The sequence below is a fragment of the Photobacterium andalusiense genome (genome assembly GCF_900185625.1).
GTDB classification, from domain to species: Bacteria; Pseudomonadota; Gammaproteobacteria; order Enterobacterales; family Vibrionaceae; genus Photobacterium; species Photobacterium aquimaris.
The window spans coordinates 544,492-567,102 of record NZ_FYAJ01000001.1; the positions used below are offsets into that span (position 1 = coordinate 544,492).

Annotated in this window: 23 protein-coding genes; 15 read left to right on the plus strand and 8 right to left on the minus strand. The window is 38.4% G+C overall.

The features are described from left to right. Positions 1-194 precede the first annotated feature (194 nt). Both PAND9192_RS02490 and PAND9192_RS02495 read left to right on the plus strand, forming a co-directional pair. Entirely contained in the window at positions 195-476 is a 282-nt protein-coding gene (locus PAND9192_RS02490; protein WP_060996494.1) for a membrane lipoprotein lipid attachment site-containing protein, read from the plus strand. A gap of 118 nt (positions 477-594) precedes the next feature. Next, positions 595-1,068, plus strand: a complete 474-nt coding sequence (locus PAND9192_RS02495; protein WP_087852398.1) for a carbohydrate-binding protein — start codon at positions 595-597, stop codon at positions 1,066-1,068. A gap of 48 nt (positions 1,069-1,116) precedes the next feature. Here PAND9192_RS02495 and PAND9192_RS02500 read toward each other — a convergent pair whose 3' ends face one another. Further along, a complete protein-coding gene (locus tag PAND9192_RS02500; protein ID WP_087852399.1) occupies positions 1,117-2,424 on the minus strand; it encodes a hemolysin family protein in 1,308 nt (435 codons plus the stop codon). Positions 2,425-2,680: 256 nt separating this feature from the next. On the opposite strand from PAND9192_RS02500, the gene PAND9192_RS02505 reads away from it, so the two are divergent. Further along, a complete protein-coding gene (locus PAND9192_RS02505) occupies positions 2,681-3,109 on the plus strand; it encodes a lysozyme inhibitor LprI family protein (protein ID WP_087852400.1) in 429 nt (142 codons plus the stop codon). Between the two features lie 91 nt (positions 3,110-3,200). Here the strand turns inward: PAND9192_RS02505 and PAND9192_RS02510 are convergent, their stop codons facing one another. The 3 genes from PAND9192_RS02510 to PAND9192_RS02520 are packed head-to-tail and all read right to left on the minus strand — an operon-like array spanning position 3,201 to position 7,116. Then, a complete protein-coding gene (locus tag PAND9192_RS02510) occupies positions 3,201-4,046 on the minus strand; it encodes a DmsC/YnfH family molybdoenzyme membrane anchor subunit (protein WP_087852401.1) in 846 nt (281 codons plus the stop codon). Position 4,047: 1 nt separating this feature from the next. Further along, positions 4,048-4,665, minus strand: coding sequence for a DMSO/selenate family reductase complex B subunit (locus PAND9192_RS02515; RefSeq protein ID WP_065166157.1), 618 nt, complete (start codon positions 4,663-4,665; stop codon positions 4,048-4,050). A gap of 9 nt (positions 4,666-4,674) precedes the next feature. Beyond that, positions 4,675-7,116 carry a DmsA/YnfE/YnfF family dimethyl sulfoxide reductase gene (locus PAND9192_RS02520; RefSeq protein ID WP_087852402.1) on the minus strand — a complete coding sequence of 814 codons (2,442 nt, stop codon included), beginning with the start codon at positions 7,114-7,116 and terminating at the stop codon, positions 4,675-4,677. Between the two features lie 311 nt (positions 7,117-7,427). Here PAND9192_RS02520 and PAND9192_RS02525 point away from each other — a divergent pair, with 311 nt between their 5' ends. From PAND9192_RS02525 to PAND9192_RS02540, 4 genes are all read left to right on the plus strand, one after another. After that, positions 7,428-8,003, plus strand: coding sequence for a molecular chaperone TorD family protein (locus PAND9192_RS02525; RefSeq protein WP_087852403.1), 576 nt, complete (start codon positions 7,428-7,430; stop codon positions 8,001-8,003). Further along, positions 8,003-8,557, plus strand: coding sequence for a ferredoxin-type protein NapF (napF, locus tag PAND9192_RS02530; RefSeq protein ID WP_087852404.1), 555 nt, complete (start codon positions 8,003-8,005; stop codon positions 8,555-8,557). The genes PAND9192_RS02525 and napF overlap by 1 nt, the downstream gene beginning before the upstream one ends. 141 nt (positions 8,558-8,698) lie before the next feature. Beyond that, positions 8,699-9,340, plus strand: coding sequence for an AcfA family outer membrane beta-barrel protein (locus PAND9192_RS02535; protein WP_087852405.1), 642 nt, complete (start codon positions 8,699-8,701; stop codon positions 9,338-9,340). 87 nt (positions 9,341-9,427) lie between these two features. Further along, complete coding sequence (locus PAND9192_RS02540; RefSeq protein ID WP_087843779.1) at positions 9,428-9,823, plus strand: YgiW/YdeI family stress tolerance OB fold protein; 396 nt, start codon at positions 9,428-9,430, stop codon at positions 9,821-9,823. A 139-nt stretch (positions 9,824-9,962) separates the two neighbouring features. Here PAND9192_RS02540 and PAND9192_RS02545 read toward each other — a convergent pair whose 3' ends face one another. After that, positions 9,963-10,343 carry an AzlD domain-containing protein gene (locus PAND9192_RS02545; RefSeq protein WP_060996483.1) on the minus strand — a complete coding sequence of 127 codons (381 nt, stop codon included), beginning with the start codon at positions 10,341-10,343 and terminating at the stop codon, positions 9,963-9,965. A 14-nt stretch (positions 10,344-10,357) separates the two neighbouring features. After that, positions 10,358-11,146: an AzlC family ABC transporter permease gene (locus PAND9192_RS02550; RefSeq protein WP_087852406.1), complete on the minus strand. Its 789-nt coding sequence runs from the start codon at positions 11,144-11,146 to the stop codon at positions 10,358-10,360. 327 nt (positions 11,147-11,473) lie between these two features. Between PAND9192_RS02550 and PAND9192_RS02555 the strand changes: the two genes are divergently transcribed. The 3 genes from PAND9192_RS02555 (at position 11,474) to PAND9192_RS02565 (ending at position 13,959) form a co-directional block, all read left to right on the plus strand. Continuing rightward, positions 11,474-11,854, plus strand: a complete 381-nt coding sequence (locus PAND9192_RS02555; protein ID WP_087819574.1) for a RidA family protein — start codon at positions 11,474-11,476, stop codon at positions 11,852-11,854. A gap of 51 nt (positions 11,855-11,905) precedes the next feature. Continuing rightward, positions 11,906-13,195 carry an L-cysteine desulfidase family protein gene (locus tag PAND9192_RS02560; protein WP_087852407.1) on the plus strand — a complete coding sequence of 430 codons (1,290 nt, stop codon included), beginning with the start codon at positions 11,906-11,908 and terminating at the stop codon, positions 13,193-13,195. Positions 13,196-13,293: 98 nt separating this feature from the next. Further along, entirely contained in the window at positions 13,294-13,959 is a 666-nt protein-coding gene (locus PAND9192_RS02565; protein WP_087852408.1) for a helix-turn-helix transcriptional regulator, read from the plus strand. An 84-nt stretch (positions 13,960-14,043) separates the two neighbouring features. Here PAND9192_RS02565 and PAND9192_RS02570 read toward each other — a convergent pair whose 3' ends face one another. Then, a complete protein-coding gene (locus tag PAND9192_RS02570) occupies positions 14,044-15,444 on the minus strand; it encodes an APC family permease (protein WP_087852409.1) in 1,401 nt (466 codons plus the stop codon). Positions 15,445-15,868: 424 nt separating this feature from the next. On the opposite strand from PAND9192_RS02570, the gene PAND9192_RS02575 reads away from it, so the two are divergent. From PAND9192_RS02575 to PAND9192_RS02590, 4 genes are read left to right on the plus strand one after another with little or no spacing between them, the layout of a single operon-like run. Beyond that, on the plus strand, positions 15,869-16,525 hold the full coding sequence (locus PAND9192_RS02575; protein ID WP_087852410.1) for a TetR/AcrR family transcriptional regulator: 657 nt from the start codon (positions 15,869-15,871) through the stop codon (positions 16,523-16,525). A gap of 43 nt (positions 16,526-16,568) precedes the next feature. Beyond that, the gene (locus tag PAND9192_RS02580; protein ID WP_087852411.1) at positions 16,569-17,534 is read left to right on the plus strand and encodes an HlyD family secretion protein; all 966 of its coding nucleotides are present in this window, start codon (positions 16,569-16,571) and stop codon (positions 17,532-17,534) included. Further along, positions 17,524-18,450 carry an ABC transporter ATP-binding protein gene (locus tag PAND9192_RS02585; protein ID WP_060996476.1) on the plus strand — a complete coding sequence of 309 codons (927 nt, stop codon included), beginning with the start codon at positions 17,524-17,526 and terminating at the stop codon, positions 18,448-18,450. The genes PAND9192_RS02580 and PAND9192_RS02585 overlap by 11 nt, the downstream gene beginning before the upstream one ends. Next, positions 18,447-19,556 carry an ABC transporter permease gene (locus PAND9192_RS02590; protein WP_087852412.1) on the plus strand — a complete coding sequence of 370 codons (1,110 nt, stop codon included), beginning with the start codon at positions 18,447-18,449 and terminating at the stop codon, positions 19,554-19,556. Before PAND9192_RS02585 ends, PAND9192_RS02590 begins: the two co-directional genes overlap by 4 nt. Before the next feature lie 99 nt (positions 19,557-19,655). Here PAND9192_RS02590 and PAND9192_RS02595 read toward each other — a convergent pair whose 3' ends face one another. Further along, on the minus strand, positions 19,656-21,233 hold the full coding sequence (locus PAND9192_RS02595; protein ID WP_087852413.1) for an alkaline phosphatase: 1,578 nt from the start codon (positions 21,231-21,233) through the stop codon (positions 19,656-19,658). A gap of 253 nt (positions 21,234-21,486) precedes the next feature. Here PAND9192_RS02595 and PAND9192_RS02600 point away from each other — a divergent pair, with 253 nt between their 5' ends. Then, positions 21,487-22,548, plus strand: coding sequence for an FAD:protein FMN transferase (locus tag PAND9192_RS02600; RefSeq protein WP_087852414.1), 1,062 nt, complete (start codon positions 21,487-21,489; stop codon positions 22,546-22,548). Positions 22,549-22,611 lie beyond the last annotated feature (63 nt).

Here is a 22,611-nt window from a genome sequence, read left to right on the forward strand (position 1 = left end):
TGAAAATACGTGCTAAATATTGGACTCATTATCAAGAAAATATTTGCAATAGTAATGTATGTTGTTGATGAAAAGATAAAATAGATTCAGTTGTTATAGTGTTCAGCTGTAGACTACAATCACAGCTAAATAGACACCTCTCTTTTGTATAATAAAGAGAGTGTCATTATAAGTTGTTTACAATAGGGATAAACATGAAAAAGATAATAGTAGCAGCGGTTACGGCTATCATAGTAACGGGCTGTGCGGGAACACCGTCAAACAGTTATACCGTTGATAATGCAGCTGGCGTGTCATCGTGGGAACTCTGTCGTAATATCGGCTACCATGAATTTTTCAATCGCAATCAAAAAGCTCAGCAATTAACACGATATGTTATTCAGCGTGGTGATGTTGATCCACAAGCTTGCCAAGCCGCGGCAGCAGAAGGCAAGAAGTTTGCAGAGCAGGAATACCGTAAAACTGGCGGCTATTAAATACTTAGATACCCTTGCTTACAATATTATGTGCTAATTTGCTGTTCTTTCTGTTTTAAATTTATAAAATAAAGCAAATAAATATTAGTCGAATATGTAGATAGGGATAGCTGCTATTATGAAGAAAAGCTCATTGCTAGTTATATGTGTGCTCAGTGCATTGTCACTGAGTTCGATTTCATTAGTTGCACACGCAAATGATCGTCCTACAACATTACCAAGTGAGCGACCTGGGTTACAAACATGGAATAAAGAAACCGTTTATACCAAAGGTGATAGTGCGCGTTATTTAGGCCGTTTGTGGGTCGCTAAGTGGTGGACACAGGGCGATCGTCCTCAACGTGATAATGAATCGGGTCCGTGGAAATTAGTTCGTTTAATTGATAACGATAATAATCATACCAAGCCGAATAATTTTAAGGTAACCCGTTATCGTGCTGGAGTGAAATACAGCGCTGGTGATAGGGTGAGAATGCCAAATGGTAATGTTTATCGTTGCCGTGATTGGCCAGCAACCCCGTGGTGCGAGCTAGAAGGTTATGCGCCAGGTAAAACTCAACACTGGCGTGATGCTTGGTCACGAGTAAATTAATACAATTAATGCTGAGTATCTGCCCACAACGGTAGATACTCATAGGGATTACTCATCAGATAGAGATGTCTCAAATAAGTAGACATTTACTTTCTCAATCCGATTATGATCAATAACAAGAATTTCAAAGCGCCATTGTTGCCAAGCGATAATATCACCGATTTGAGGCAAACCACCTTTGATCCACATTAGCATGCCATTTAATGTTTGATAGCCATTTTGGTCTTCATCAGGTAGTTTCTTTAAATCTAAGAGATCTTTCACAACTGTGATTGGAACAAGTCCATCAAGATGCCAATGGTTTTCGGCTATTTTTTGCGACCATACATCAGTTGGATCTTGAGTGGTAAATTTGCCCGTTAACGCCTCAAGGATATCCTGCGGTGTAACAATACCTTGAATATCACCATATTCATCGACAACAAAGGCAATTTCATTTCCAGACTCTTGGAACATTTCAAGTAAGTCTGTTCCCGTCCAGGTCTCCGGAATAAAGAGCGGCTGAGTTATATAATCAATAATGTTTTTTGAGTCATCATTACGATTATCAAGTTCAAATCGTAATAATTGTTTTGCGGTGATGGTACCTTTGACGTCATCAATAGTGTGATTACATACCGGCAAACATGAAAAAGGGCTGGCGAGTAATTTTTGTTGATAGCTTTCAACGGCATGATCAAGATCGAGATAACTGATGTCATTGCGTGGGGTCATCATGGATGAAACTTTGCGATCATCAAAATGGAAAACATTACGTACCATGGCATGCTCTTGTTGATGAATAATGCCTGTTTGAGACCCTTCATTAATAATGGCTTTAATATCATCTTCGGTTAGATGATTGCTATTATTGGTACTTTTACTAAAGATACGCAGAAATAATTCGGTTGAACCAGCTAATAAAATAACAAAAGGGCGCGATAATAATGACAATACACTGATTGGGCGAGCAACGCGTAATGCTAATGGTTCAGCATTAACTTGGGCATAGCGTTTAGGGATCAACTCACCCACAACAATTGAAAAATAGGTAATAATAACCACGGCAATAATGGTGGCAGAAATGGATGCTGTGTGTGCTTGAACGCCAAATGACTTCAGCCATGATGAAATAGGCCCGGCTAAAGCAGCTTCACCAATAACGCCATTTAGAATACCAATAATGGTAATACCGATTTGAATAGTTGATAAAAAAGTGGTCGGTTTATTGGCTAATTTTAATGCCGTAATGGCTGAGGGATCGCCTTCGTCAGCAAGAACCTGTAACCGGTTTTTTCGAGATGTTACTAAGGCTATTTCTGACATAGCAAACCAGCCATTAAGAATGACTAGAAAAACAAGAATAGCGATACTCATTAAAACTCCTAACAATTAAATAGGCGAATTCATGATGAGAATCGGTAAATAAGTCCGCCAAATAGGGTGAATCGCCTATTAGGCCACTTCAATTTTCATTATAACTCGCATGTGAAAATTAGAAATCCACATTTCAGTTAAATAATTTATTATATTTGAAACGTCACCATAGTTTAGTGTTACAGGCCGATTCGATAGTAAATAATTAATATAAAAATAGACAAATAATAAAGAAAACAAAATAGCCGAGGGTAAAATGAAAAAGTTATGTTTAATAAGTGGGTTATTGGTCTCAAGTTCGGCAATGGCGACGGCACAAACGACAAAAGTTGATTGTGATAATGCTTATACAACAATTGAAATTAATCAATGTGCTGAGAATAAATTTGATACGGCCAATCAACAGTTGCAACAATATTTAACGCAGGCAATCAAGCAAAATAGTACGGATAAACAACTTATTGATGCAATAAAAAGCGCACAAAAACAATGGCTGCTATATCAAAAGGCAGAATGTAATGCCGTCTATACTCAGTGGCAACAGGGCACAATACGTGGCGTTATGGCACTTTCTTGTAAATTAGCGTTAACCCAACAACGGACATTAACCATTTGGGAGAACTATCTACGTCCAATGGATAGCAGCGTTGCGGTATTACCTAAGCCAATCGTTAACGCTGACTAATTTCTTGTATTATTAGCCTCTATAAAAAAGACCTCCTAATATGTAGGAGGCCTAAGCTTAAAATGTTTTGATTGGAATAATAAAGGCTATATTACAGACCAACAGTCATATGAAGCCCATAAAAAATACCACGTCCAGTAAGTTCCGCAAGTAAGATAAATATTAAGCTTAACAACATGATGAACAGTGTTGGTCGTGCTTTAATTAGTCGTGGAATAAACCAGCAGATAATGGCTGCAAACAATAAACCGATTCGTATAATTTGCAATTGCATCAGATTAGGGATTATATCCATCGCAGAGCCTAACGCTGAAGTTGTGCTATGCAATTCAATAATCTGACCAATTACAATTACAACATATATCGCTGCAAAAATAGCACCAACTAATGGCAGTGCATTATCCATATCAGCATTATTATGCTTAGCAATAGTCAGTAATAAATGACCCAAAATCAAACCTGATAAAATGGCTGTCAGTACAAATGCTAATGGTGTATAGAGGGTATTCCATGTGGGTACTGTGCTAATTAAATACACCATGATCATTGAATAGATAAAGCTGATACCAACTAACATACCTATTACTAATATGATTTTACGTAGTGCAATCGGTCCTACCTTTAACAGTGCTAATAGCCAGTAACTTCCCCCCAATGCAAAAAATAGACTACCAGTGAAAATTTCATTGGACAGCCATGAACTTCCTACTTGATTCAATGCATTAAATGCTCGTAATGGGCTACCAAGGTGCATGGTTGATGCCATGAAACCAAGGCCCATAAGAACCCAAATGAAGAACATCGCTTTGTGTAAACGGTCACTGACTTCTGTAGTTAGAGTGTTACGTAAAATAACACTGCCTACCAATAGATAAGCGCCAACAGCTGTTTGTGCTAATACGGTAAAAACGATTAGCGGCCATTCATGCCAAGCCATATTAAACCTCCGTAGGATTTGCTAAGAAACCAGTTTTGTCTCCACAAGGGCGAGCATGACGGTTTGCTTTGATTACAAGATTGGGTTTGGTGTGCGATGATGGTGGTAATGGCGCAACATCAGCATTGGTGCCATATTTCGCACGTAGTTCAGTAATATCACCAAACTCTAATGCACGTAGTGGACAAGAACCAACACAAACAGGATCTAAACCTTGCTCGACGCGCTCAAAACAACCATCACATTTTGTCATATGACCTTTAGCTTCGTTGTATTGTGGTGCACCATAAGGACAAGCCATAGTGCAATACTTACAACCAATACAAATATCCTCATTAACAACGACTAAGCCATCTTGCTCGCGTTTGTGCATTGCACCTGAAGGGCACACTTTGGCACATGCAGGTTCATCACAATGATTACAGGCAATGGATAAGTAATAAGAGAATACGTCTTGGCGGAACGTATCGCCTTCTTTTACCCAATTTCCACCTGCGTATTCATATACGCGGCGGTAGTTAACGCCAACATCCAAGTCTTTGTTATCTTTGCAGGATAATTGGCAGGTTTTACAGCCTGTGCATTTACTTGAATCGATATAAAAGCCGTATTGTTTCATGATCTAACCTTATGCCTTATTAACCAGTTGTACTTCCACCAAGTTGGTGTGTTGCGGGTTGCCTTTTGCGAGCGGACTTGGACGTTGCGTTGTTAATACGTTAATACAACCACCATGGTCGATTTTCTGACCGTCAGGGGCATACCAAGCGCCTTCGCCAAGTGCAACTACACCAGGCATCATGCGAGGAGTAACTTTGGCATTAATGTGCAACTCGCCACGGTCGTTAAAAATACGAATCACATCACCATTGGTAATACCACGTTGCTCGGCATCCATTGGGTTGATCCACATTTCTTGACGGGCAGCTTCTTTAATAATATCGACGTTGCCATAGGTTGAATGACAGCGCGCTTTATAATGGAATCCAGTAAGTTGTAATGGAAATTGCTGACGTTTAGGATCATTCCAACCTTCAGGTGTAGTAGCATAAATTGGTAATGGGTGAATAACGTCACCTTCAGCCAATTCCCACTCAGAAGCGATTGTTGCTAGTCGTTCGGAGTAAATCTCAATTTTACCTGAAGGGGTAGTTAATGGATTGTTAAGTGGATCTTCACGGAATGCTTTATACGCCACAAAGTGACCATTAGGATCGCGACGTTTAACAATGCCTTGCTTACGCACTGTTTCAAAGTCAGGCAAGCTTGGATCATTTGCGCGGGTCTGTTGGTATAAGTGGCGTAACCAACCTTCTTGATCACGACCTTCAGTAAAGGCTTGCTCTACACCTAAACGCTTAGCTAAATCACTACAAATTTGGTAAATACCGCGGGTTTCAAATTGTGGTTTAATCGCTTGATCGGCATAGATGAAATACGGCATGTTTGACGCTTTGGCATCCATACAGAAATCAGCTTGCTCAGATGTTGTAAGATCCGGCAATAAAATATCAGCATATTTAGCCGATGAAGTCATATGGTTATCGATCACCACAATCATTTCACACGCGCTATCATCTTGTAGAATGTCATGGGTACGGTTAATGTCTGAGTGTTGGTTAATCAAACAGTTACCAGCGTAGTTCCAAATAAACTTAATTGGCATATCAAGTTTATCTTTACCGCGCACGCCATCACGTTTAGCTGTCATTTCAGGACCACGCACAATAGCATCTGTCCATAAGAACATTGAAATGGCTGTTTTTACTGGGTTAGCAGGAATAGGGAAGCGAACAAACGGAATGTTGTAGTCAGATTCGCGTGCACCTGTACCACCACCATTAATACCAACATTACCAGTTAGAAGTGATAGCATTGCAATTGAGCGGCAGGCAATCTCACCATTGGCGGTACGTTGTAATCCCCAACCTTGGTAAATTGCACACGGCTTTGTTGAGCCAATTTCACGTGCCAGTTTGATGATCACATCTGCTGGAATTCCTGTAATAGAGGCTGCCCATTGCGGTGTTTTTTCTGTTTTATCTTCGCCTAAACCAAGAATATAAGACTTATAATCTGAGTTTGCAGGTGCAGAATCGGGTAAGGTTTTAGCATCATAGCCAATGCAATAGGTATCAAGGAAAACTTGATCTACCATGTCTTCTTTGATCATCACATGGGCAATAGCGGCCACTAATGCAGCATCAGTACCGGGGCGAATTGGAATCCACTGATCTTCGCGCCCACCTGCGGTGTCGTTATAACGCGGATCAATCATGATCATTTTGGCGTTAGAACGCTGCTTGCTTTCCATTAAGTGGTGAATATTCCCACCACCTGACATGCGTGTTTCTGCTGGGTTATTACCAAATTGAACAATTAATTTGGTATTTTCAAGATCAGAAAATGAGTTATTAGCTGCAAAACCACCATAAGTGTAATTTAAACCTGCTGCAATTTGTGCAGTAGAATAATCACCGTACTGATTTAAATAACCACCAGTTAAATTCATTAGACGTGCAATAAGCGTACTGCCTGGAGGCCATGATTTAGTAACAGTACCACCAAGTGTTCCTGTACCGTAATTAAGATAAATCGCCTCACTGCCATAATCTTTACGGATACGGGTTAGGTTATTGGCAATTTCATCGTAAGCTTCATCCCAGCTAATACGCTTGAACTTACCTTCACCACGTTTACCAATACGCTTCATTGGGTATTTAAGGCGATCAGGGTTATAAACACGACGACGCATAGAACGGCCACGTAAACATGCACGTACTTGGTGATCGCCATATTCATCATTACCGGTATTATCGGCATCAACCCATTTGATCTCACCATTAACAACATGCATGCGTAATGGACAGCGACTGCCACAGTTAACGGTGCAAGCACTCCAAACGACTTTTTCTTGTTTGTGATTTTCTACAGGCTGTGAAGCTTCGGTCTTAAAAGGTAGCGAAAGACTGCTCGCTGCAACGGCAAGTCCACCAACGGCAGAGCTTGATTTAATAAAGTCTCGACGGGTAAAAATAGGGCTGAGTAACTGCTTTATTTTTGTTTTCATGAACGACATTCTCATTATTAAGCAGCATGCTTTTAATGTGCTGCAATTTTTTTTCGCGATAATGTCGGTAAAAATTGTTTATAACTTTGCTCTTTATCAATAAATATTAATGATTATGTGTAAATAAATCGATTTTAAGTGCATTTGTGACGGCTATCACTATTTAGTATATGCTCTATTGGTATATATTGTTGATTTTAAAGCTTTTATTGTTGTTTGTTTTACTGTTAATTTTATTAATTTGTCATAGAACAATTTACTTTTTTTGTTTTTACGTTATCTTTTGCAAAAATTTGAGTGAGTAGTCTTTGATGGAACAAATAACAATTTTAGCGCGTGTGTTTGGTAGCCTGTTTTATTATCCGCTGACACACACTAATAATCTTGAGCTCGTAAAAGCGATGGATAACAGTGATGAGGAAAGTTTGTTTTCTGGGCTAGCCCAGCGAATGGCATTAGATGGTGAAATTGCTTTAGCAACAGATTTTCAGCAGTTATTTGAAGGTATGGACGTAATGCCTGCACCACCGTGGGGCTCAGTATATTTAGATCGTGAACAAGTGATATTTGGCGATTCATTGTTACGCTACCGTGAGTTTTTAGCTCAACAACAAATGGCATTAGATACGGGAATGCGAGAGCCTGAAGATCAATTTGGATTGATGTTATTGGCGTTAGCAAATCTAATTGAGCAACAACAGCATGAAGCTGCAAAAGCGTTACTCGAGCAACATTTATTACCTTGGGCTTATCGGTATCTCGAGCTGGTGGAGAAAAGTGCCAAAACAAAAACTTATCAATATCTAGCTATAGCTATGCAGCAGTGGTTACATTATGTACAACAAGAATTAGTCCTAACACCTGCTGATATGAAGGTTTATTTTTAATGGCTGACCGCGACGAGCGTTATTACCGTAGTTGTTTGGATCACTACCATGTTAGCCGTCGTGGATTATTTCGAGGCTTATTTGGTGGACTCAAGAACAGTCAGCCTCAACAACAAATAGCAGTGCTACGTGATATTGCTCGTCCCCCAACAGCGTTAGACGAGGCGTTATTTACGGCATTGTGCAATGGTTGCAAAGCATGTGAGCAACAATGTTCTCAGCAAGTGATTGAATGGGGTGATGATAATAAACCGCAGTTAAATCTTGATTATAATCATTGCACTCAATGCGCTGAGTGCCAGCGAGTCTGTCCAACATCGGCATTATCATCACCAATCGCAGATACTGAATATCGACCAATATTTAGCGCAGGTTGTCTCAATCGTGTCTCAGGACACTGTCAAACCTGTGTTGAGCAATGCCCTCAACAAGCATTAACGATTAATAATAATCAACAGCCACAAGTCGACAGTAATCGTTGTGATGGTTGTGGTTTATGTCGCAGTAATTGTTATATCGGTGCGGTGACCTTGGCGTTAATTATTGTCACTTAATGCGACACGCGTCTAATTTATTTGAGCTATGCATTGCTGGGTATTCATTTAAATTTGTTATTGGTCACTTTCTTCACGATCTCTTCACGCTTATGGTTATAAAGTTACTCCAACGAAAGAGCTTTGGATGCTTATAACACGATGAATAACAAATTATTATTACCGTTAGCTTTACTATGTTCACCAGCATTTGCTGGACCGTATGTTGGCCTTGAGGTTGGTGCAGCTTCAATTAACCATGATTTTAGCACTCACTTTGTTGCCGATGCTAAAACGGTAACGCCAAGTAACTCATCAACAACCTTTGGTGGCTTTGTGGGTTACCGCAGTAATAATATCGGTATTGAGTTAGGTTATAAGCAGTTTGAATTAGAAGGCTCAACCAGTCAGCATTTACCGTTAGTTAACAATAATAGTTATACCCATGAAAGAGAGTGGGAAGCTGATATTAATGCTAAACAGTTTATCGTTAAGCCTGTTTATTTTTATGCGCTGACTGAAAAAGTACAATTAAAAGCCGGTGCTGGTATTACTTACACACAATATGATTATTCATCATCGGCTCAAGATGAATATGAAAATGTATTAAATGATGATATTGAATTTAATAAGCCACGCTTAGGTGGTGAAAGCAAAAATAAGAGTGAGTTTGGTGTAATAGCCAGCATTGGTATTGATTATAACGTCTACCGTAATATCAATATTGGTGCAGCCATGGAGTATTACGTCGACAGCACTGCAAATGGCGGTAACGTGACAGTAAATACAACGTATTTCTTCTAATACGTCATCAATAAATTATCTATTAAATGTCATTATTGAATAGGCATTTAATATTAGCCATATATTAGATTAAGAAGTGATTAAATAATGAAAAAGTCAATTTTACTGGTTACCTTACTAGCGGCAATGACATCAACAGCTGCATTTGCTAATAACCAAGTTATTAATCAAGTTGCTCAACCACAACAACAAGGTTTTTCAGGTCCTACACATGGTATTAACACAGTTAAAGGTGTAGTAGATGCAGGCATGTTTAGTGATGATACACCTGTAACCTTAACAGGCTACCTAACATCATCACTAGGTGGCGAGCATTACACTTTTACCGACGGTAGTGGCACAATGACAGTTGAAATTGATCATGACAAGTGGTTTGGTCTTCAAGTAACACCACAAACAAAAATCACCATTCAAGGTGAAATAGATAAAGAATTTAACCATACCAAAATTGATGTTGATCACGTACGTTTAGCACAGAAATAATACATATTAAGATATCAATTAAGCCTAGTTTTTTATTAAACTAGGCTTTTAGTATTTATAAAAATAAAAAACCCGAGCGGTAAAGCTCGGGAAAAGAGAGAGTGGAACATTTATTATTATTGAGAGTCGGTAATATTATTTAGCACATTAGATGATGAAAAAAGTGCATCATAGGTTCAAGGTAAGTTTGGAATAAAACTAATGAAATCAAACCACCAATAACAACCCAGATAAGACCAAAGCGTAAACTAATCATAGTACAAACAATGGCTGCTAATAATTTAGGGTTCTCAAGGTTAAATGCAAAGTTTGAACCTTTACCTAAAATTTCAACCGCTATAATCGCGGGTAAAACGGTTACAGGAACAAAGCGTAATGTTTTTTTGAATCGCTCTGACATAGTAAAACGACCAGCCATTCCAATTACAGCAAAGCGAATAATAAATGTAGCGGCAATCATCGCCAGTGATAAATAAAGAACATAATCATTATCTAAAGCAATATGTGCGTGAGTATGCATGGTTATGATCCTTGTTATTTATTAATAGTGGTGGTTGATGAAAGTGCTTGTTGGTATTGCTGCTCATCAGCTAGTTCTTGAAGAATAATTTTTTTTGCTTCTGCTTTGGTCTCTGCTTCCATTCTCTCTGTTGATATGTCCATTTTATAACCTGCGTAAACACCAACGATTGCTGCAATAACAAGTCCTAATGAATAAGGTAAGCCTGATAATAAAATACCAGTGACTGTTGCAATAACAGCAGCAACAATACATTCGCGTTTTTTAACTTGTGGAATAACAATCGCAATAAAGGCAGCGACCATCGCAAAATCTAAACCGTAATCTGCAATATGTGGGAATGAAGAGCCAATCATTGCACCACAGAAATCGGCAACGACCCAGTTAACCCAAAAACCAAACATTGCCGCTAAATAGAACCACTGACGACCTGGCTTCTCATGTTTCATCTCACCAATGGTTGCAGCATATACCTCATCGGTTAAACCATATGACATTAGCATTCGTGTTGGCATGTTGTATTCTTTTACATATTCAGATAATGAGGCGCTATAAAGAATGTGGCGTAAATTAATAACAAACGTGGTTACGAAAATAACAATAATCTCGGTCGACGATTGTACTAAGCCAAGTGCTACCATTTGTGCCGATCCTGCAAAGACGGTTAATGACCATAATGTACTTTGTAAAACAGACATGCCGGCATTAATACTGATCGCACCTACAATGAAGGAGAAAGGAAATGCTCCTACGCAGAGAGGAAAGATAGCTTTTAGTCCTGCTTGTATTAATTGTTTCTTCATGAGCGGCCTACTTTAATGAGTGTGTCTAATTCAAAAATAATTGCAGAAAATAAGTCTACGGTGTTTTTTTACTATTTTGTTTTATGCAAATATATTTGATTTAAATGGCTTTTGCAATGTGAGTTGTAAGTGATTACGGGCTATTTTGTGACTGTTTTTGATTATTTTTAATAAAAAAACTAACTTAATCATTGATTAGTAACGAATAAGTGCTATTTGTTTAAAGTTGCAACATATGATTTCAATATTGAATGCAAATAAACTTGCGTAATTTTGTAATTGGAGGTTAAACTAAATTTGAATTTTAGATAGAAAGAGATAAAAAACATGTCAAAAGTAATCACTTCAAAAAAAGCACCTGACGCAATTGGTCCTTATTCTCACGGTAATGTATTTGGTGAATTGATTTTTACATCAGGTCAACTACCTGTATGTAAAGAGAAAGGTGGCATTGTTGATGGTGGTGTTGCTGAGCAATCTCGTCAATCTCTAGAAAATTTACGTTCTGTATTAGAGGCTGGCGGCGGTGATATGAATACCGTTGTTAAAACTACATGTTACCTAGCAAATATTGATGATTTTGCTGCTTTTAATAAAGTTTATGCTGAATTCTTTACAACAGAATGTCCAGCACGTAGCTGCTTTGCTGTTAAAGACTTACCAATGGGTGCATTGGTTGAAATTGAAGCAATTGCATACCGTAAGTAATTTACTCATAAATAATAACTAAAATAATTAGTGCCATTAAGGGTCATCAATATGAATACACAATGGAAGCAATACAAAAAAATCATTAACACTGTAGTTAAACCGGCATTTGGTTGTACTGAGCCTATCTCAGCAGCTTATGCCTCAGCTGTTGTTGCCCAATTATTGGGTCAAGAGGTTGAAGAATTAACAGTTAAGGTTTCAGACAACTTATTTAAGAACTCAATGGGTGTGTTTGTTCCTGGTACAGGTAAGATTGGTTTGCCAATTGCTTCCGCTGTCGGTGCTATCGGTGGTAATCCTGAAGGTGGTCTTGAAGTTTTAGTTAACATTACAGCTGAAGATGTCGAGAAAGCTCAACAACTCATTGATGCAGGCAAAGTGCATGTAGGTCGTAAGGATGTTGATGAGTTTATTTATTGTTATGCAGAAGCAAAAGCGGGCGACAGTATGGCTACTGTCGAAATTAGTGGCGGTCATACGCAAATCATTAAAAAGACGCTAAACGGTGAGATTGTTTATGATACGACAGCTTTAAATGGCTGTGAGCAACAGCAAAAATCCACCGCTTCTGTATGTGATGATATCGATATCTCTATTGCGGGTATTTATAAGTTTGCAACAGAAGCCGATTTTGCAGATATTGAATTTATTCTACAAGCACGTGAACTCACGGTTGCGCTTTCTAATGAGGGTTTGAATAATAAATATGGACTGCAAGTCGGCCGTACTTACCAAAAGAACATTGAAAATGGCGTTCTAGGAGCTTGCCTCGCTAACCGTGCTGTAATGTGTTCAGCGGCTGCATCTGATGCACGAATGGGTGGCGCAACATTACCAGCAATGAGTAATTATGGTAGTGGTAATCAAGGTATTTGTGCATCTATGCCTGTGATTGTTTTTGCAGAGCATTGTCACTCTACTGATGAACAACTTGCTCGTGCGCTTATCATGAGCCATTTAGGTGCTATTTACATGAAGTCTTTTTATCCACCACTATCACCATTTTGTGGTTGTGCAGTAACAAGCTCAGCCGCATCAATGGCGATGACATATCTACAAGGCGGCTCATTTGAAAAAATCTGTTTTGCTATTCAAAATACGCTGAGTGATACCACTGGTATGTTCTGTGATGGTGCTAAATCGACGTGTGCGATGAAAGTGAAGAGTTCAACCAGTTCAGCTGTAATGAGCTCATTAATGGCAATTGATAACCATGAGGCACATGCTCAGGGTATCATTGCTAATGACGTTGAAACCACGATCCGTAATGTAGGTCGCATGGTTACTGAAGGTATGGCAAATACTGACAGAACAATAATTAAGATTATGTCTGCATAATCACTGCATTTTAACCGCCTAATCTATATTCATTCATAAACTGGATGAGAATAGAAGGCGGTTTTTTTGTATCTATAATTTAACTAATGGAGTTATGAATGTTATTACGAAAATTGACACCGAGTGATTATCATATTCTTCATGCAATTGAGAGTATTGTTGATGGTATTGCCGCAATGCGAGGTGAACATACAGAGGTGTTATTACACAGTTTAGATATTCGTCATCCATCGATAATCAAAATAGTTAATGGTCATATCACTGGAAGAGAAGTGGGTGCACCGATTACCAACCTTGCTTTAGTCAAACTAAATGAAGGCAAAGATATTTCAGATCCTTATATAACTAAGTGTCCTGATGGTAAAACATTGCACTCAATTACCACTATTATTCGTAATCATCTTCAGCATCCGATTGGTATGCTATGTGTTAACACTAATTTAGATGCACCATTTCAATCGATGATTCAATCTTTCTTACCAAATATTACATCTCATTGTGATCATGGCTTTACTGCTGAAACGTTTGCTCGAAATAATGATGAAATGATGCATAGTGCCATTGAGTCGATTCGTATTCAGGTCATGGGAGATAATGGTATTCCACCATCAAAGAAAAGTCGTGAAATTGTTACACGTTTAAATGAAATGAATATTTTTGATTTAAAAGACAGCGCGCAGATTGCAGCTCAAGGGTTGAACATTTCTATACATACCATTTATCGATATTTGCGTGAATTACGTCATCATGATGCACTACATTAATCGGTGCAATAATAAAAAAAACCGTAGCATTATGTAAATGCTGCGGTTTTTTTATGTCGCTACATACGTTTATTATTTGAGAAATTAAGCCTGTTTGAGTTGCTTATTGCGATAAACAATAGCAGCAATAGCAGGAAGACTAAAAATAATAAAGCCTGAAATTAATGCAATTGCAGCAGTACTTTTGTTAATACTAGATGGTACATCAAAAGAAACAAAAATAGTGACGAAACAACTGATTAAACCAAGGGTTGAAGCGATAATCATGCCATATTTTCCACCAGGTACGCGGAAAGGACGCTCTATATGACGATGCTTGCGGCGTGATGCTAAGAAACTGATGAAAATACAAATATACATTACCATGTAAAGTTGTGTCATCAGAATATTAAGTAACCACATACCTTGGTTAACATTAGGTACTAATACAAATACTAACGATAATAAGCTAACAATAGCACCTTGCAACAGCAGTAGTGGCACTGGTGCTTTATTACGGTTTTCTTTAGATAAGCGTATAGGCATAAACTTATCTTTAGCAGCAACATGTAAACTTTTAGTCGGAGCAATAATCCAGTTGTTCAAACTAGCGAGGCTACCAAATACAATGGCAAGTGCGATTACAGGTAATAAGAATGGCAAATTCATATCTTCAAAAAAGGTTTTAAATGCCAGAATAATGCCTTCACTTAAACTTGAATTATTGTGTGACACAACCGCTGCGATAGATAATGAACAAGCCGTTAATGACACTAAAATCATGATAGTCGAAACTAATAATGCTTTAGGGTAGGCTTTTTGTGGGTTCTTAACTTCATTCGCATAAGCGGTAGTAATTTCAATTCCGGTGAGTGATAACACCACGGCAGTGAAACTAGCACCAATACCACTTTGAGAGAAATCTGGTAACCAATCTGAAACATGACGCAATGAGATATGTGATGCTTCAGGGTTGGTATATGTCCAATAGCCACCTAATGCGATAATAAGCAAAATAGGGAAAATCAGACCAATCATACCAAAAACATTAGTGATCATTGATGATAGACGTAAGCCAAAGATGTTAACTAAGGTTAGTGCCCAAAAGATGACATTAATCATCACTAGCATAAAAATATTATTTTCTGCTAGATGAGGGAAAAAGGGGTAGGTACCCGTTGCAACAATAAATGAGATCAGTGGTGGATAATAGACAATATTTTCAGCATATTGATACCATACGGTAACAAAACCAAAGTTGTGGCCTAAAGTCTCTTTACCCCACAGATAAACCCCGCCTTGTTTAGGGTAAGTCGTACTCATTTCTGCACAGACTAGTGCTGTTGGTACAAAGAAGCATAATCCTGCTAATAAAAAGAAAGAAATAGCATGGCTACCAAAGAGTGCTGCGCCCGGTAAATTACGGATACTATCTACCGAGGTAATCGTGATCATTATTATCGAGAAAACGCTTAGTTTTGCAGCAGATTTTGCGATATCGCCCATTAAAGGCCCTCAGGTTAAGTCCGCAAAATGTGTTATAAAACAGCAAGCAATGCGGTGATAAAAAGAAAAAGAATGGCATTTTATAGCCTGTAGCTTACATTGGTATATAGGCAAAAATGACATATTGATTATCAAAAATGGTAATAACGATTCAGTATAGTAAACGATAAATACTTTTAGACATTTTTTTACTCCAACATAGAAATGTTAATAGTATAACTTTAAGAATTATAAGCTTATTTATTTGCTATTTTGTAGAGTTTAACTATCTGTAGTTAGTGCTAATCTTGATGATGGATGTTACTTAAGCAACATCAAGAAATGAGTAATTAATCATTTGGTACTTTTTTGAATAATTATTTGTTTATAAAGCGAGCAATATCGATCGTATAATTAAACAAATGATTAATTACATGAGGCATAGATGAGTAACGAACCTGATAAAAGATCGAGTGGGCGGCCAAATATAGATATAAACGCACGCCAATTATTAATCGTTCATGCGCGTGAATTATTTTCTGTGATGGCTTACGATAAAGTGTCAACTCGAATGATTGCTCAGAAATCAGGGGTAAATGTCGCAATGATTCGTTACTACTTTAATTCAAAAGAGGGATTATTTGAGGCGATGGTACGGGAAACTCTCGCACCAATTCAAATATTGATACAACAATTATTGGTAGAAAAAAGTACCACTAATCTATTTGATTTAATGCGAACCTATTATCGTGTAATGACTTTAAACCCCGCTTTTCCACGGTTGATATTTCAATTAATGTATTTACCTAATACCAATAATCAGCGTAAAGCGATGGAAAAAATATTTACCGAAATTACGCAACCATTACAACATCAAATTTTTGAACCGTTAGCCCAGCAAGGCGTTATTCGTTCTGACTTAGATCCTTGTTTATGTAAAATCTCTTTTATGAGTCTAATGGTTTTTCCTTTTATCGCTCCTCCTTCGATATTAAGTATTCAAGGTGTTGAAGTTAATGAAGACTTTTTCGTGCGTTTGCTTGAACATAATTTAAAAGTGATCACTGGAGGATTAGTATTGCCCACAAAAGAGCCATTGTAAGCTTGTTTTGTATGGATATTATTTGAGTTCAATGGAGCTGATTATGAAATACGTATTGTCGCGTTATTATATTTTTATTGCCTTATTCGGCATAGTTACGGGATGTAATGATCAAGCTGCCACTTTAGCACTTGGCACGATTGAGCGTGATCAGATAGCCCTTACAGCAACAGCAAATGAAATTATCACCTCGCAACCTATTGCTGAAGGCAGTGTAATTAAAAAAGGTCAGGTAGTTGCAACACTGAAATCGCAACAACAACAAACGCGAGTTGCTAAAGCGCAAGCAGTAAAGCAGCAAGCACAAGCTTATTTACAGCGTTTAACTAATGGCGCTCGTCCTGAAGATATTGCCGCAGCTCAAGCCCAAGTGGAACAATATCAAGCAAATTTTCTCGATAAAAGTGAAGATAACCAACGCATACAACGCTTATTTGCTAAAAAGGTTGTGTCAACGGCTGAGCGTGATCGTGCTCAAACTCAGCGTGATATAGCACAAGCTGAACTGCAAACAGCAATTAATGGGCTGAAAAAAATAGTCAGTGGCGAGCGGGTTGAAGATATCAAACAAGCCCAAGCAGCACTAATGGCAGCTATCACTGATGTGACGTTGCAACAACAAATTTTGCAAGACTATACAATCATTGCCACTCGTAATGGCGTTGTTGAAAGTCTGCCATATCATGTTGGTGATCGGGTTACTGCTAACGCAACAATTGCAATTATTACGCCTTTCACAACCCCTTATGCACGTATTTATGTACCTGAACCTTATCGTGTCAATATAAAAGCAGGCAATAAATTAACGATACATGTTGATGGTATTAAACAGCCTTTTCAAGGCACAGTACGTTGGATAGCAACCATGCCTTCTTTTACACCTTATTACACCCTTAATGGTAGTGATAAAGCGCGGTTAGTGTATTTGGCCAAAGTAGACTTTCCTGAAAGTGGTCGGGATTTACCTGCAGGGGTGCCGGTTCAAGTGGAGATGCCACATGAACGATAATGCGATTATTGCAACTAATCTAAGTCGAAAATTTGGTGATTTTGTTGCGGTCGATAATCTGAATTTAGTGGTACCGAAAGGGACAATTTATGGTTTCTTAGGCCCTAATGGTTGCGGTAAATCTACCACATTAAGAATGCTAACGGGATTATTAACCCCAACAACTGGTAGCGTAAATGTGCTTGGATTAGAGATTCCACGTCAAGCCGAACAATTACGGCTACGTATTGGTTATATGACCCAAAAATTTTCGTTATATCAAGATCTCACCATTCAAGAAAACCTTGAATTTATGGCACAGATTTTTGGTATGCCAAGAGCACAACGACAACAACGTGTTCAACAACAATTAATTACTTATGGGCTTGATCAGCGGGCTAAACGACGAGCCGGTGAATTAAGTGGTGGTCAGCGACAACGTTTAGCATTAGCTGCTGCCACCATTCATCAACCCGACTTATTACTTCTTGATGAGCCAACATCTGCCGTCGATCCTGAAAATAGACGTGATTTCTGGGAGCAATTATTTGATTTGTCGGATCAAGGCACCACAATTTTAGTCACGACACATTATATGGATGAAGCAGAACGATGCCATAGCTTAGCTATTATGGAAGCCGGTGTAGTAAGAGCTAACGGTACACCAAATTCTCTTATGGCGGCAATGGCAGTGACGGTTGTTGAAATAGAAGCCCAGCAATTACGTCAATTGAAAGCGCAAATTATACAATTACCCCAAGTACGATCTGCCGCTCAACTTGGAGTGAGGTTACGGGTGTTGGTATCAAAGGATGTTGAGGATCCTGTTGGTTGGTTACCAACACAAATACCCGTATTAGCAACAGCGACAATAACAATTAGCCGACCAAGCCTTGAGGATGTTTTTGTAACCTGCACAGGAGAGAGACGACAATGATCACTCGCTTACGGTGGAGTCTGTTACGGATCAATGCAATTGTTAGCAAAGAGTTACGACAGCTTAGTCGGGATCGTATCACCTTTGGTATGATCGTGATGATCCCATTAATTCAATTGTTATTATTTGGTTACGCGATCAATACCAATGTCCGTAATGTACCTACTGCAATCGTTGATCAGAGCCACTCAGCAACTGGACGTATACTGGTGGAATCAATTAAAGCAACACAGGTTGTTGATGTTATAGCGAGTTATGCCACACCTCAGCAAGGGCAACAAGCGATTATGGATGGCACAGTAAAAGCGGTATTGGTGCTTCCGTCTGATTTTCAACGACGAATAGCAACTCATCAACCACTAGGGCAATGGCTTGTTGATGGATCTGATGCATTGATTAGCTCTACCATCATGCAATTACAAAAAATGCCATTAACAGCAGTGATCGCACAACGAAAAGTACAACCGAATAACTTTGAGGTAACGCTGTATTTTAATCCTGAACGGCGATCTGCAATTAATATTATTCCAGGGCTACTCGGAGTAATACTAACCATGACAATGATTTTATTTACCTCGGTTGCCATTGTACGTGAGCGAGAACAGGGTAATTTAGAATTATTAATTACTACCCCAATTCAGCCATTAGAGTTGATGCTTGCTAAAATCACGCCGTATATATTTATTGGTCTTATTCAATCCATTATTATTTTAGGATTGGGACATATCATTTTTGATGTGCCAATTAATGGCTCATTAACGCAAATATTTCTTGGAACATTGTTGTTTATTGTTGCGAGTTTAACCTTAGGTCTGGTGATTTCGACCAAAGCGACCACGCAGCTACAAGCGATGCAAATGACCATTTTTATTTTATTGCCTTCAATTTTACTATCAGGGTTTATGTTCCCTTATGAAGGTATGCCCGTTGTCGCCCAATGGATTGCAGAAGTATTACCAACCACCCATTTTATCCGTATTATTCGTGGCATTGTGTTGCGAGGTGCAGATTTAGTCGATTTGTGGCGTGATACATTATGGTTAATTATCTTCACCATTGTTGGGCTAATCGTCGCGTCGATTCGGTTTAAGAAAACGTTAGATTAGTTATTTTATTTATTGAACTAATACTGGTTCTTTGGTGAATAAACCCTCAATGACAATGCGTTTAATTAAAGTCATTGAGGGGGAGTTAAAATAAGCGAGTTACTTCACTTGGTTTTTGATGAACTCACCTAATTGTGAGTGATGCATGATTTTAGATACGGGTAAAATGGTTGCGGCAGGTCCCCATGCAAAAACATTAACGGGGGTATGGGTATGAGTACCGGTACCCCAAACGATATTTTGTTGAGTAGCTTGAGCTCGAGCAATCAGGTTAGCGCGATCGTTATAAGGATAAAAAGCATCAAAATCGTGAATAGCAGGAATATCTGTTGCGGATAAATAACTGTGATCATCTTTGTGATAAGGGTTTACTTTATCAGTCAATATTGCCTTAGCTTGAACTTCTGTGATTGGAAATTCGCTATTGTTATTAATAATCGAAGCTAAGTTTTGCGGTGTTTGTTGATCTTTGTTGAGCTTATTTAATGTTGCTAACATATTGGCATAACTCATTTTTTGTTTATAAAGATCATCGAGTACGGTAAAGGCACCAAAATTAAAGTTAGGGGCATAATCTTGTTGCTTAAATGCTTTACCACTGCGTTTTTGTGGCTTTGGTAATTGGTAACCAGAGTAACTAAACCCAAATGAGCCTGTTTCATGATCTGCGGTAACAATAATTAATGTGTCATCACGGCCCTGTGCCCATTGGTAGACTGATTCAACGGCTTGATCAAATTTAATCATTTCATGCAGCATAGTACCTGCATCATTACTATGCCCAGCCCAATCAATTTGACCACCTTCAACCATTAAGAAAAAGCCATCTTTGTCTTTTGATAAAATATCCAGTGCCTTATCTGTCATTTCTTTTAATGTAGGTTGCGTACGTTGAGGATCATTTACTGTCGCACTGTTTTGAATACCGTCATTCATTCCTGAGCTTGCAAACAAACCTAATAATTTATCTGTTTTAGAGTGCAGTAACATATCTTTGTTAAAAGCTAAAGCGTAGCCTTGTTGTTGAGCTTCTAAGAGTAAATTACGGTTATCTTTACGTTTTGACTTTAGAGAAAGATTAGTAGCCGATAGCGAAGGCAACTGTTTTGATATTGCACCTGCAGCGTCTGCTGATTGTGGTAACCAATTACGTAATCCACCCGATAGCATTACATCAACGTTTGCAGATAATAAGTCTGAAGCGATTTCATTTTCCAGTGAACGATGGGGCTGGTGGGCAGCAAAAGCAGCAGGGGTTGCGTGAGTGATACGGGTGTCTGAAACTAATCCTGTTGCTTTACCCATGCGCTTTGCTTTTTCTAATACTGTTTCAATACTATTACCATCAGCATCAATACCGATAACCTCTGAGCCCGTCATAATGCCGGTAGCTAGCATGGTTGCTGAACATGCAGAATCGACAACAATGGCATCATTAGGATGGGTGAGTGAGGCGCCGATAACACCTTGTTGGGCTAATTTATACAAGGCTGTCTTCTGACCGTTATAAATAGAATGCGGAGCAAGATCAGCATAGCTTTCTAATAATCCCACCTGTTGAGGACCCATACCATCACCAATCATTAGAATTATATTCTTAATTTCAGTTGCCTGTACTGGCGATGTGAGGGCCGCTGAAATAACGATTGTGGTAAGAGATTTAATTAATGTAGTCACGTTTAACCCTTGTTGTGTAAGTAATTTTTAGCAATTACAACAGTGATTGATGACAAAAATATGGCAGTTTTACTACGGAAAAAAGATAGTTTGAAGGACTATTTAAGTTATCGGTTATTTAAAGGGGTGGTGTTGCGTATGAGGTGTATGTGTAATTGGAATACGGTGGAGGGAGGTTATTTGTTTATAGCCTAGCGATCTTTCGGCGCTATTGTTAGACTTCGACCATTATTTAGAGAGCTAAGGTCGTTTTATGTTCACTCATTCGTCAAAATTATTGTCAAAACGAAGCTATGTTGCTGCGTTGTCGTTATCTGCTATCGTACTGTTGTCTGGTTGTAGTCAAGCGCCCAAATTACATAAGATCACAGGCTTTGCTGAAGGTACTAGTTATCATGTGACATATTGGTCAAAACAGGATGTACCTGTCGCGAAGGTAACCGAACAGTTTAATAAAAAGCTGGCAGCGATTGATAAAGAATATTCAACTTATCGTAATGATTCATATATTTCTAAGTTTAATCACAGTACATCAACCGAATGGCAACCCGCTTCTAAAGATTTCATTTATATGTTGTCGCTTGCGAAAAAATTAAATAAAGATAGTCACGGTTGTTATGATCCTACGATTCAGCCTTTGTATAAATTGTGGGGTTTTCAAGGTGAGACACTTAATGTACCGACAACTCAACAAATAGCAGCGATAAAAAAAGATATTGGTATTGATAAGATTGAAATTGATCCAGTAAATTTACGGATCAGAAAAACCATTCCTCAGATACAAATAGATTTATCTTCAATGGGCGAAGGTTATGCGATTAGTCAGCTAAGTAAAATCTTAGAAGCAGATGGTGTTAATAATTATTTAGTTGAGTTTGGTGGCGATATGAAAATTAAAGGTCGCAAACTTGAAGGCCAAAAATGGCGTGTTGCTATTGAACAGCCAATAGCATTAAAAGACGGTATTCGTCCTTATACTATCGTTAATATTAATGCGGAAGATGGCGTGTCATTAAATACCTCAGGCACTTATCACCATAATTTTAAAGATGGTAAAAAGGACTATTCCCATATTTTAGATACTAGAACGGGTGCACCAGTAACCCATGATTTAGTGTCAGCTTCTGTATTTGGTCATAACCCGATTGTTGGTGATGCTTGGGCAACCTCAATGTTATGTTTAGGGCCTGTTGAAGGTAAAATTGTTGCGAATGAGCAAGATTTGTCGGTATATTTTATTCAAAGTAAAGATAACACATTTAAAAGCTCTGAAAGTAAAGCGCTGCAAAATAATAAACGCATTACGCTAAGTTAGTCGAGTGGTTGTATCTGAATAATTATTGTTAATAAAACGACTGCAAGCGGTGAGAGATCACCG

Coding starts and splice junctions, on each gene's coding strand:
- PAND9192_RS02525 (WP_087852403.1), top strand. CDS start 7,428: ATGGAACAAATAACAATTTTAGCGCGTGTGTTTGGTAGCCTGTTTTAT.
- PAND9192_RS02555 (WP_087819574.1), top strand. CDS start 11,474: ATGTCAAAAGTAATCACTTCAAAAAAAGCACCTGACGCAATTGGTCCT.
- PAND9192_RS02495 (WP_087852398.1), top strand. CDS start 595: ATGAAGAAAAGCTCATTGCTAGTTATATGTGTGCTCAGTGCATTGTCA.
- PAND9192_RS02580 (WP_087852411.1), top strand. CDS start 16,569: ATGAAATACGTATTGTCGCGTTATTATATTTTTATTGCCTTATTCGGC.
- napF (WP_087852404.1), top strand. CDS start 8,003: ATGGCTGACCGCGACGAGCGTTATTACCGTAGTTGTTTGGATCACTAC.
- PAND9192_RS02560 (WP_087852407.1), top strand. CDS start 11,906: ATGAATACACAATGGAAGCAATACAAAAAAATCATTAACACTGTAGTT.
- PAND9192_RS02550 (WP_087852406.1), bottom strand. CDS start 11,146: ATGAAGAAACAATTAATACAAGCAGGACTAAAAGCTATCTTTCCTCTC.
- PAND9192_RS02600 (WP_087852414.1), top strand. CDS start 21,487: ATGTTCACTCATTCGTCAAAATTATTGTCAAAACGAAGCTATGTTGCT.
- PAND9192_RS02535 (WP_087852405.1), top strand. CDS start 8,699: ATGAATAACAAATTATTATTACCGTTAGCTTTACTATGTTCACCAGCA.
- PAND9192_RS02490 (WP_060996494.1), top strand. CDS start 195: ATGAAAAAGATAATAGTAGCAGCGGTTACGGCTATCATAGTAACGGGC.
- PAND9192_RS02585 (WP_060996476.1), top strand. CDS start 17,524: ATGAACGATAATGCGATTATTGCAACTAATCTAAGTCGAAAATTTGGT.
- PAND9192_RS02520 (WP_087852402.1), bottom strand. CDS start 7,116: ATGAAAACAAAAATAAAGCAGTTACTCAGCCCTATTTTTACCCGTCGA.
- PAND9192_RS02500 (WP_087852399.1), bottom strand. CDS start 2,424: ATGAGTATCGCTATTCTTGTTTTTCTAGTCATTCTTAATGGCTGGTTT.
- PAND9192_RS02540 (WP_087843779.1), top strand. CDS start 9,428: ATGAAAAAGTCAATTTTACTGGTTACCTTACTAGCGGCAATGACATCA.
- PAND9192_RS02575 (WP_087852410.1), top strand. CDS start 15,869: ATGAGTAACGAACCTGATAAAAGATCGAGTGGGCGGCCAAATATAGAT.
- PAND9192_RS02570 (WP_087852409.1), bottom strand. CDS start 15,444: ATGGGCGATATCGCAAAATCTGCTGCAAAACTAAGCGTTTTCTCGATA.
- PAND9192_RS02505 (WP_087852400.1), top strand. CDS start 2,681: ATGAAAAAGTTATGTTTAATAAGTGGGTTATTGGTCTCAAGTTCGGCA.
- PAND9192_RS02515 (WP_065166157.1), bottom strand. CDS start 4,665: ATGAAACAATACGGCTTTTATATCGATTCAAGTAAATGCACAGGCTGT.
- PAND9192_RS02510 (WP_087852401.1), bottom strand. CDS start 4,046: ATGGCTTGGCATGAATGGCCGCTAATCGTTTTTACCGTATTAGCACAA.
- PAND9192_RS02590 (WP_087852412.1), top strand. CDS start 18,447: ATGATCACTCGCTTACGGTGGAGTCTGTTACGGATCAATGCAATTGTT.
- PAND9192_RS02545 (WP_060996483.1), bottom strand. CDS start 10,343: ATGCATACTCACGCACATATTGCTTTAGATAATGATTATGTTCTTTAT.
- PAND9192_RS02565 (WP_087852408.1), top strand. CDS start 13,294: ATGTTATTACGAAAATTGACACCGAGTGATTATCATATTCTTCATGCA.